This is a genomic window from Kordia sp., assembly GCF_022447245.1.
Classification (GTDB): domain Bacteria; phylum Bacteroidota; class Bacteroidia; order Flavobacteriales; family Flavobacteriaceae; genus Kordia.
On the sequence record NZ_JAKVBC010000064.1, the window covers coordinates 1 to 12,054 of the forward strand.

Below are 12,054 nucleotides of genomic sequence, written 5' to 3' on the forward strand. Positions count from 1 at the left end.
GTATTTTTTAATTTTTCAAATTTTACTTTCAAATCATTTTTAGGAACCGTCATTTTTATATTGTACTGATCAAGTGTAATTTCTTCTGTTCCTGGACCACATGAAGTTGTTATAAATGATGCCATCAGCATTAGCGAGATTAATGATAAAAATTGTCTTGTTTTCATAATATACTTAGTTTAATTATTTACTTTATTTAAATGGAAATCTGTTTACTTCCTCGATTATTTATACTATTATGTCGTAAATAAAAAAGTGTAACCTTTTTATTTTTTTGTTTTATTTATATTAATTCTATATTAGTATTGCATTTGTAATAATTGCAGTATATTTTTACAAAAAATTTACCTAGAAATTAACGCTATAAAAAGAGTCTTTTCTGATATCGAAATCATCGAAGTTCTTCAACATCAGCCAGAGTTGGAGTTTCAAGTTTTGAAATACGTATACGCTTCTGTAGATGAATCTTTACGTAATTTTATTAATGCTAATGGCGGAGACAATCTTAGTGCAGATGATATTATTCAAGACGCAATCATTGTATGGTATGAAAAAGTAAAAAATCAAGAATTTAAGTTACAAACTACCATAACAGGATATATATATACAGTAGGAAAGTATATTTGGTACAATAAGCAGCGAAAAAATAAAAGAATAACTCATAACGAATTTCAAGAAGCAGCGATCAAAGATGACGATTTTACAGAGCAAGACTTTGAGTTATTCTATATTGATAAAACACACTTCGTTGAAAAATTATTAGAAGAAATTGGAGCATCTTGTAAAAAAATATTAATAGAAAGCATTTATATGAAGAGCTCCATGCAAGAAATTGCTATGGCAAACGATTTAAAAAATGAACAAGTAGCTCGGAATAAAAAGAGTAAATGCTTAAAAAGATTACGAAAAATAATTGAAGCAACTCCTTATTTTCAAAATGTACTAAAATATTTAAGAACATGAGTACAAGTCCCATTTCTGATAAAGAATTGATTGAAAAATTCTTACGTGGTGAATTACTTGAAGAAGAAAAATTTCTTTTTGATGCACGTAAGGAGGACGACTCATTTTTGAATCTTTTGGAAACAGCTGTCATTGCCTATAAAGGAAGGTTGGCATTAAAGGAAAGGCTTCAGCATATAGGAGAAGAACTTTCTAATGAAAAATCGACACCAAAACGTACTTCATTATATTGGATTTCAGGAATTGCAGCCGTTTTAATGCTCTTTTTTAGCGTGTACTTCTTTAGCATTCAACAATTAAGTTCAGGAGAATTGTTTGAAAACTATTTTGTCCCATATCCGAATGCATATACTGTGAAAGGAACAACTGCTGATAAAAATCTGTCTAAAAAAGCGTTGAATTATTATGATGCTACAAAATATCAACTTGCTATAGAAACCTTTGAAAAAATAGCTGCTCAAAGAAACCTCAACTCTTCTGAGCATTTTTATTATGGTATATCTTTACTTGCTATGCATAAGCTTGAAAAAGCAAAAACACAATTTAAAAAAGTAACGTTTCAACATCCTTTGTATAACGAAGCGCAATGGTATACGTCTCTTTCCCTCATTAAACAAGATAGCTTAGCCAAAGCTAAAACATTGTTGAATAATACAAGATTACAGTTTAGTAATAGTCGAAAAAAGAATGTGCAAAAGCTATTAGCTGAATTGCCGTAAAATACTTATTCAAAGACTAAAAATGAATTTAAAAACTGCTATGAAATTACACTATTTTGTTATCCTTATTTTTTTATGGTTTACCTCAACTATATCTGCTCAACATCAAGAAAAAGATAACATTGCCTATTTGTTTGAAAATATTCAAAAAAGTTTTGAAGGCAAAGAGTATAAAACTGCCTTTGAGCTTAGTGAAAAAGCAATAAATCATTACAAAAACAATGATTCTTTAAATGGTTTGGCAAATGTAACTTTAGGAAAAATTAAGTTTGGACAAAGACAATACGGTACTTCAGTGCAACACTTTAACACTGCCATTGAACATTTTACAAAAAATGGTGAGCATCGACTTGTCTATGATGCATATATTCATTTAGGAACATTGTATCGATTAAAGCGCGATTATTCAACTGCAAGAAATTACTTTTCAAAAGCCATTGCTACCATAAAAAAACACTATTCCGAAGATCATGAAAATATGATTGATGCTTACAAAGGAATGCTACGTGTAGAAAAAGGTGATCAAAATTTTGATACCGCGCTCAAATTTGCTGAAAAAGGTTTACAAGTCATCAAAAAACTTGAAAATCAAGGACAAGAAGCCATCTTTTTAACATGTAAAGGTGACATTTTACAACAACAAAGAAACTTTGATCCAGCCATTGAAAACTACTTAAAAGCGATCCAAATCCAAGAAAAATTATATGGTATTTATCATCGTGGAAATTTGGTTGCCTATAATAACTTAGCGGGTGCATATAGCCAAATATACTATTTAGATAAAGCTATTGAATATCAGCAACGAGTGATAGAAATAAATCAAAAATTACCTAAAGATCAACAAGTTTCCTATACTTCATCCTATGGGAACTTAGCTGCATATTATACAGAATTTGGAACACCAGAAAAGGCCATTGAATATCATGAAAAAGCCTTGTTCTATTTAAAAAAAGAACTTGGAGAAGATCATTTTCTGTATCCAATGCTTTATAAAAACTTTGGCGATACGTATTACGATTTAAAAGCCTATGAAAATGCACAAAAATACTATAAAGCTTCTTTAGATTACTACTTAGAAAATTCTGAAGTTGCAGACATTAACGCTACTGAAGGATATACCAATCTTGCCTTGGTAGCAAAAAATACAGGCGATTTTGATGCTGCAGTTGACTATTTGCAGGCTTCCTTAAAAATTTATCCTAAAAACCATTATTTGGTCATTCCGTGTCAATTAGAACTTACCAATGTATTAATTACACAAAAAAAGTATGAACTCGCAAACTCATATTTGGATAGTATTGCTCAAAAATTACCTAAAAAAGCACTTTCTGAACTTCACTTTGATCAATTAAAAGATCGAAAGGAATACCTCAATGCCAAAATCAATTACTACAAAAATGCGGCTTCAAACCAAACCGATTCACTCATCTATTTTTACAAAAAGGCAATTGCACTAGACGATTTTACGATTAAAGAATACACAACAGCTTCTACGAAAGATTTTCAATTGAAAAAGGCATTCCCTTTATATGAAAGCTATGTGAAACATATTGTGACTTCGAATCAAAAAACAGAAGCAGAATCCGTTCTAGAAATACTAGAAAAAACCAAAGCTAGAAGACTAACGGAAAGTTTTAATAAAGAAAAAAGTACTATTGCAACAAAAATACCTGATAGTTTGGCAATCTTAGAGCAACAACTCAAAGTAGACATTGTATTTTATGAGGAGCAAAAAAGTCTAGAAATAAACGATCCACAACCACAAAGCGATAGCTTAGTTGCGCTCTATAATACAAAACTTTTCAAATTAAAACGACAGCAAAATCAGTTACAGGAAACCTTTAAAAATAAGTATCCTGATTATTATGATTTAATTTACAATAGAGACGTTATTGCTATCAAAGAAGTTCAAAAACATCTTAGAGAAAAACAATCTTTAGTAGAATATTTTGTAGGTGAAGAAGACATTTTCATATTCGTAATTACAAAGAAATCGTTTACCTATACGAGCGTTTCAAAAGACTTTCCTATCAAAAAATGGGTATCACAATTAAGAGAAGGCATCTATAATTATTGGGCATTGCCTAATGCTTCCGATGACAACCTACAAAAGTATACTTCATTGTATAAAGAAATGGCATTTAAACTGTATCAAAAGCTACTACAACCTATTGAAAATACAATCACAGAAGAGCTAATTATTATTCCTGATGGAGAATTAAATTTTATTCCTTTTGATGCTTTATTAACGGAAAACGCTTCAAAAGCAAGTGACATAAAATCGCTTCCGTACTTATTAAAAAAATATCAAATCAGTTATAATTATTCGGCAACATTATTTGGCAAGTTAAAAGAAAAAAATAATTCTAAAGCGTCAAATAATGTATTGGCTTTTGCGCCAAAATTTGACAATGAAAAAGCGGAAACCATTGCTATGCGACGTAACGGATTGGGAGCATTAAAACATAATATTGAGGAAGTAGAAGCCATTGAAAATTTATTCAATACAAGTATCTTTAAAAATGATAGAGCTACTAAAGCCAACTTTATTTCAAATGCAAAAAATCATAAAGTAATTCACCTATCCACACACGCCAAATCGAATGACCAACAAGGCGATTTCTCATTCATTGCTTTTAGTAAAAACAATGATTCTTTATCCAACGATCAACTGTATGTTAGAGAATTATATAATCTAGATTTAGATGCTGATATGGTAGTTTTAAGTGCTTGTGAAACGGGTATTGGTGAATTGCAAAAAGGAGAAGGTGTTATTAGTTTAGCAAGAGCTTTCACCTATGCTGGCGCCCGAAGTACTATTACAAGTCTTTGGAATGTAAACGATGCGCAAACAACCAAATTGATGACCTTATTTTATAGCAATTTAAAACAAGGAATGACCAAAGACAAAGCTTTACACGAAGCAAAATTATCCTATATTGAAAATGAAAATTTAGCAGCACCCTACTTTTGGGCAGCATTTATTCCTGCTGGGAATATGGAACCAATTCAATTTAGCGGAAGCAACCAAAAATACTATATCATTGGTGGATGTTTGGCTTTTATTCTCTTAGGATTCAGTATCTACCGAAAGCGAAAAAACACAGCTTAAAGTCATTAAAAAAATCTTCCTGTAACTATAGGATTTCTTCAAAAATTATAAACTATATCTAGTCATAAATCTCGTTTTTTACATATACATATTGTAGTGTAATTGACAAGAATTCTCTATGCTTATTTTTTAAAAACTGAACAGTATTGCAATCTATCAAACGTTAAGAAAATCTAAAAATTAACCTAAATTTTAGACAAAATCTAACGCTTATAAAAAAACTTAACGCTTATCAATTTGTTCTAGGAGTTTAAAAAAGCATTACGTAGTTTTAAACAATTACTTCCCACACCAAACCTAAAATATTTTTGAACTGTGATGCTGAAAGCATTCCTTTTTTTGACGAATTGTTAAAAAAAGAATTGTTTTTGGACTAGGGTTTCTTTGCCTGTTTTTTAGCTATAAAAAAGCACTTTAAATTCTTTATTCACACCCAAAATACAAACACCATCAATCATTAAGATACAACAAAAAGTATAGTAATTATTAATTTTTAAAATTCATGTATTTATGAGTAAACCGATTAAAAACAATCTATTTAGATTTGTGACCCTACGTAATCCACAACTGATTGTAGAAGAAGAAAAAGATCCAGGATTTGTATTTTTCCCAGAGAAAGCTGAAAGTGTTTTTTATAATGCTGTAGAAGGATTAAAAGATACAGATAAAGCAGCAGCCCTTAATACGGTTAGTTCAAATTTCTCAGAATTAAAAACACGTACAGAAACTAGAAAAGTAAATGAAAGCTTATATCGATTTGCGTCTTGGTTGATGCGAAACAAGAATGAACTTACTTTTGCTAGTGTTTCAGAAAACATTTCAGAAGTAGCTTTATTAACTAGTGAAGAAGAGCTGTTAATTTGGGAAAATTTAATCTATCAGACTGTCAACAAAACATCTTTATATGTTCGAGAAGCTTGTATTCAACTATTGATTGCAAATAAATTCTTAATAGCGCTCAGAGCACTAACAGAAACTGTTACAGCTGGACACATCTTTACAGAAGCACAGCAAAAAGAATTTACACGTCGTGCTCATGCAAGTGTTGTAATTTCAAGGGAGTTATTTGCTAATACAGAAACAAACGAAATCACAAAACGCGCCTCTTCATTAGATGGTTTTGAACGCAGTCTGGAAAGTTTTGTAGCTGAACACGCTATTGAAAAATACAAAACGTTAAAAACAGAACTTAAAAGCATTGAAGCTGCTTATAAAAAACAGGCTGAAAACACACATGCTGACGCTGTAAAAAATCATAGAGCAGCTGTTCAAAAAGTTATCGATGAAGCTAAACCTGTGATGATCCAAGTTACTGATGAGTTAGGCAATGTCCGTCAAGAACGTACGTATCCAGATTTAAAAATTCCCGAATTCGTACCTGTTACCGAAACAGTACTTGATGAGAAGTATTTAAAGGGTAAAATTTCAGATGCTTCTTTAAATATCCTCAAAGAACAAAAATTAGATAGTTCAACGAATTTTGAGACTATATACGCATTTTTAGCTGAAAAAACCAAAACTGCTAATCAAGTTATTTTCAAAAATAAACAAGCTGACAAAGGAAAAACTGTGAATATTAGCGGAGCAAAGATGAATCTTGCTAAAGGTACAGTTAATCCATACTGTTTTGCAGCTATTCATACAACATATCCAAGTGGAGAATATGGAATGATGATGCAATTAGCTACTGATTATGCGAGTGCGTCTATTACTAGTGCTACATTTAAAATCAAATATGTACAAGGTGGTGTTGAAAAAGCTGGACTTTCCGTACAAAATATGGCAAGTACCTCAAATACATTAACAGCATTTTTCCACTTTGATCCTTTCTTATTTGGAGAAGGAACCGAAATTGAATTTAGTGGTGAGTTTACACTCAATAATGGTAAGGTCTATAGTTTTTCTTCGGTAGCTATTGCATCTTTAAAACGCAAACTTGTATTCAATGGCTGTGCGACCTTAAAAGGACAAGGAACAGGTGAACCATCAACGATAAACGCAAATCGTATATACGGTGTAACTAAACTTGGTATTGCAGATTTTAGACGTGTAGAACAAGAAGTATGTTGTTATGTGCCAGGTGAAGTGTCTCATATTGAAAATATTTTAGCTCGCGAATACAAAGAGCGAGAAACACGCAACCTAAACAGTATTGAAAGTACAACAGAAGAAACTAGAGAACGTGAAGTAGAAAACTTAAATGACACAACAACTACAGAGCGTAATGAAATGCAAAGTGAAGTATCTGCTGTTTTAAATGAAGATAAAGCTAATAATTACGGTGTAGATGGAAGAGTGAATGGTAAATTCCCAAGCGGGACATATAGTGTCGGAAGTTATGCAGATACTTCATCATCTAGTTCAACTTCAAACTCTAATTCTCAAGCACAAACGTATGCGCAAGAAGTTACGGAACGTGCTATGGAACGTATTGTTCAAAAAGTAAGTACCAAGCGTACTACAAGAATCTTAAGAGAATTCGAAGAAAAGAATACGCATGGTTTTGATAATACCAAAGGAACTGAGCATATTACAGGAGTGTATCGTTGGGTAGATAAAATCTATAAAAATAGTTTAATCAACTATGGCAAACGCTTAATGTATGAATTTGCAATTCCAGAGCCTTCTCGTTTCTTTAAAGAAGCTATTAAAAAACAACTGGAAGACCAAACAGTTGATTCAAATATTATTTTACCAGATGCACCAGAACACCCAAGTGCTCATGGTATAATGAGTGCAGCAGATCTAACCGTAGAAAATTATCAATCTATTGCGGGTCATTATGGTGCTGAAGTAAACGGTATTGAAATCAATAAAACAGTTTCAGACTCATTTAGTGTCGTTGGGAATACCTATATCGCAGAGCATAACTATCCAGGTGCTAGTAACTTTAAAATGGAAATTCCGCAAGGATATATGGCAACAGGAACGCGATTTAATGCAGGATTTGTGTTTGTACCTAAAGCCATTGAATATACCTATGCTACAGTAGCGGTAGAAAATCACAGAATTACGGCTGGTGGTGCACATTGGGATACTACTACTGGATTATTACCACTTAGTAATATTGAAGATGAACTAGCTGTATCCTTTACAGGTGCAGATGTTGGAGGTATTCGAGTAAATGTTACAGCATATTGTACCATTACACCAAAAGCATTTTCACAATGGCAAAATGAAACCTATGCTTCGATTTATAGCACATATGAAGAGCAATTAAGACAATATAATGAGTTAGTCAGAGCTAATGAAGATATTTCAGCTAAAAATGAAGAGACAATTCGTTTCAATCCATTATTCAACCGTACCCTTGAAAAAAGAGAAATCAAGCGTATTGCTGTTGAATTATTAGCAGAGCAAAAAGGACATACCATTTCAGTTAACAACTACGGTTCTAAAAATGAAGAAACCAGCATTGCAAAAGTGAATAAAGGAACAACTTTAGAATTACATGCTTCTGTAGTGAAATTCTTTGAGCAAGCTTTTGATTGGGAGATTATGGCATATGTATTTTATCCATACTTCTATGCTGATGAAAAAGATTGGAAAGACTTATTCCAATCTACAGATGCAGCAGATCCATTATTCCAAGCATTTTTACAATCAGGAATGGCAAGAGCCGTGGTGCCTGTAAAACCAGGATTTGAAGAAGCTGTAAACTGGTATATGGAGACAGGAGAATTATGGAATGGTCAAGGTTTAGTAGTAGATATGGATGATGATTTGTACATCTCTGTATCAGAAGAAATGCAAACTATTGAAGGCGAAGTTGAAGGAACTTGGGAAACACGTATTCCAACATCTTTAACCATTGTGCAAGCAGAATCTGCAGCCTTAAAAGAAGGAGGTTTACCTTGTTACTGCAAAGAACATACTACAGATAATACAGTACATACTAGTACGGCAATCTTAGAAGGTAATCAAACAGAGGCTACTCCAAAATAGTCAAGTAGGATAATTTAAACTCTAAATAGGAGTTGATAGAAAATAGTATGTAGCGGCAACATATTCATGAGTTGTCGCTCATACTTATGATTAAAAGTAATATGCTAAAAAACTCAAAAAAATTAAAATATGAGTACATTCAAATTAGCCGAAAAATTTGGTTTAAACTTTCCACTTGCAGAAGAACAATCATCATCTGGATTTCTTAAAGAGCATAGACTTGACTACGACAAACTTATTAAAGAATTAAAAGGTGCTAAAAACTCAGGGTTACTACGTGATTTTAATTATAATAGGTATTTAAGTACAACCAGAAAAAGTATTGAGATTGTTGATAGAGAAACTGATGAAGTTCATACCGCGCGACCATTAGTTGATATTCCATTGTATGTAACCAATGAAAATGGTGAAAGACGTAGTTTGAAGTTAAACGCAATACTAAATACTAAAAAAGCAAATGTTCGTACAGACCAAAATGTTGTACGAATGAATATAAATTATAGGAAAAGATATGTAGAATATCATTTAGTATTTATTTATGAAGGATATGACAAGAGAACAAATAGTACTAATTTATCTGACGTAAATAGAGTTGCTATTGATATTATGACTAGAAATTATGATGATTATATCGCTCTTGGTAAGTATCTAGGTTATAAAGAAAAGCAGATAGAAGATTTTGTGTTTAAGAAGTTTGACGAAGCTTTTAAAAATATAACAGAAGAACCTTCTAAATTAAAACTATTATATGAAAAAGCACCTTTGCCAATTTTAAAGAGAATAGGCGACTCTGCACTAATTGATGATCTGTTTAAATTGGTCACCTATGATAAAGATAGTTGGTTTAAAGATGCAAGTTCTGCGATTTTAACGTTGCTGACTGGGTTTAATGACCTAAAGGTGCTCTACAAGTATTTTCATGATAATCCAGAAAAGATAATTCAAACATATGATGTTTTGGGTGATTATTTCAAGCAAGAATTTGCTAAATTATTAGACGCTGTAAGTATTCCACTAACAAAGGTGCCAGGAAAAAGACTGACGAAAGCAAAGTTTACAATTGGTAAAGGATACAAACTCAATAGCAATCTTTTCCTTGAGGATAATCAAAAGGAAATTTTTCTAGAAGTATCTAAGAAATATACTAAATCAAGAGAAAGAACTACTCATGATTCTTTTGGAGTTCCTTATCAAGAAATCGTTACAAGTACTGAAAATATAAGTGTAAAACAACAAACCATATTTCATCCGTTAGATTTGGTGGTTATGGTAGATGAAGCCACTGGGATAGAACGAATTGTAACGGCAATGCATGTTAAAACGCTATCTGATAAAGCAGAATGGGATCAGGTTATTAGTACTGTTGTTAAAGTAACAAGTATTATTGCAGTTTTAGTTTCTGCAGGTGCATTAGCAGCAGGTGCAACTGGTGTCGTTGCATTTATTGCAGTAACGGAAATTATTGTGGGTTCATTGGATCTTTTAAAAGAACTTTTAAAGAGCAGTGATAAAGAATATTCAGGGTCTATAAAATGGTTTATTGAAAATTGGGATGCGGTAAGTGGCACATATGGATTAGCAAGTATAACAGCACTTGTACGATCTGGAATTTTAAAACATGGTCCTAGAGTATTAGCCAAAATAAGAAATTTACCAAAAAGTGAACGAGTTGTAAGCTTAAGGAAAGGAATAGACGACCTACTATTTAAAATAGAATTTGAATTTTACTTTATAAAAAGATTAGGGTTCACTTATTTTAAAATGCTACCATACGCTGATGTCGCTAGGCTTTTAGGTGTTGGAGGACAGAGAATCGTTAAAAACATGCAAAAATTTGGGCTTCTAATAGCAGCACCAGTTTCAGAAGTATCAGATATCAGAATATTAGTTTATTTTGGCGTAAAAATTGCAGAAGGAAAAATAAAGAATTTAAAGGAAACTTTAAGGAAGATTTTTAAATTTAAAGCAAAAGACGAAGATGTTTTAAAATATTTAAATAATCTTTACGAAATTGGAAAACTTGCAAGATCAGGGTCAGGTGGTTTTTTAAAATATACAAAGGTTCTATCTCGAAATATGTTCAAGCAAGAAGAATGGATGTCCTGTGCTGCTGCATGTCTAAGGAAATATGCTGATGACCTGGGAATAAAAATTACTGAGTCAGAAATTAGAGTCTTAGCTAAAACATCTGAAACGGGAACAGATGGAAAAGATATATATTATGCAATGGTAAAAATATTTAAGGATAAAGAAGTGTTTGCAAAAACATATTTTGAAAGCTTAGATGAATTTAAAAATTTTGATGCAATGTTATTGGACTCTGGAGGTAAAAGTTTTATAACTAATGTCGGTTTTCCTCCAAATAAACATACAATTATTGTTGATAAGATTGTGGGGGAAAAAGTTCATATTAAAGATCCTTGGCCATTAGAGGTTGATGATGCCTTTGAACAAGGTATTAGAGGAAATCAATTAGAGAAAGTATTCGATAACTCTATTAGTGGAGTCGAAGCTATTATCGATTTAGATCACTTTAAAAATTTATGGATACAGGGAGGGAATATAATGTTTAAAATTAGATAAGAATGAAAAAATTAAAAAGTTTAAGTGAAAAATTGAATGAATTAGGGTATCATACCTATATTTCTGATATAGATAATAAAACCTACTTAAAAGGAGGGTACAACGGGGATGATATTGAAAAACGTCTTACAATTGACATAAGAATTTTTATTGAAGATCAATCTTTTATTTTTATTGATTGGGAAAAACAAGTTTCAGAAAATAAATTATTTAACACTGAAAATGAGTGTATTAAATACATTAAACAGAAATATCCAATATAAATATTTTCATGTTTTATATTAAATATTAAAAAAGACTGGCTGAAACTAAAAAAACATATAAATCTAATGATGCGGAAGTTCGAACGCCTCCTGAAGTTAGATGGCCTTTTAGTCACGCTTTTGAATATTTTGACACTATAAAAGCCAAATTAGAAATTTTATTAAAAAACAACGATATACCTTTTCCAAATTAAAAATATTTAAAATGAAAGAACAAGAACTTATAGAAAAAGTCAAAAATTATCTCATTAAGTCTAATTCTGTTTATGCAGAAAATAGCATTGAATATATAGGAATTAGAGAAAACTATATAATTTCGGATAAAGGTCCCAAGGACTACCATTTTCTTAGTTACGAGGCTGTTGCTGATAAAAGCAACATTTATAGTACACAATCATATTTTGTATTTATTGAAAAAGCATCGGAAAAGATATCTTATATGCTTGGTCCTCAATCTTCTGAAATAATA

General features: G+C 31.5%; 7 protein-coding genes. All 7 read left to right on the forward strand.

Features of this window, described 5'->3' with window-relative positions; translation table 11 throughout:
- The first annotated feature begins 435 nt into the window (after positions 1 to 435).
- Positions 436 to 963, forward strand: coding sequence for a sigma-70 family RNA polymerase sigma factor (locus tag MK119_RS23635; RefSeq protein ID WP_290684099.1), 528 nt, complete (start codon positions 436 to 438; stop codon positions 961 to 963).
- A complete protein-coding gene (locus MK119_RS23640) occupies positions 960 to 1,682 on the forward strand; it encodes a hypothetical protein (protein ID WP_290684101.1) in 723 nt (240 codons plus the stop codon). The genes MK119_RS23635 and MK119_RS23640 overlap by 4 nt, the downstream gene beginning before the upstream one ends.
- Positions 1,683 to 1,722: 40 nt before the next feature.
- A complete protein-coding gene (locus MK119_RS23645; RefSeq protein WP_290684103.1) occupies positions 1,723 to 4,794 on the forward strand; it encodes a CHAT domain-containing protein in 3,072 nt (1,023 codons plus the stop codon).
- Between the two features lie 510 nt (positions 4,795 to 5,304).
- Positions 5,305 to 8,739, forward strand: a complete 3,435-nt coding sequence (locus MK119_RS23650) for a hypothetical protein (protein WP_290684105.1) — start codon at positions 5,305 to 5,307, stop codon at positions 8,737 to 8,739.
- A gap of 129 nt (positions 8,740 to 8,868) precedes the next feature.
- Positions 8,869 to 11,322 (forward strand): cysteine peptidase family C39 domain-containing protein, encoded by a 2,454-nt coding sequence (locus tag MK119_RS23655; protein ID WP_290684107.1) that lies wholly within the window; start codon positions 8,869 to 8,871, stop codon positions 11,320 to 11,322.
- A gap of 2 nt (positions 11,323 to 11,324) precedes the next feature.
- Positions 11,325 to 11,585, forward strand: coding sequence for a hypothetical protein (locus MK119_RS23660; protein ID WP_290684109.1), 261 nt, complete (start codon positions 11,325 to 11,327; stop codon positions 11,583 to 11,585).
- Between the two features lie 205 nt (positions 11,586 to 11,790).
- Positions 11,791 to 12,054, forward strand: a 264-nt coding sequence (locus MK119_RS23665) for a hypothetical protein (RefSeq protein ID WP_290684111.1), incomplete at its 3' end; no start/stop codon positions are given.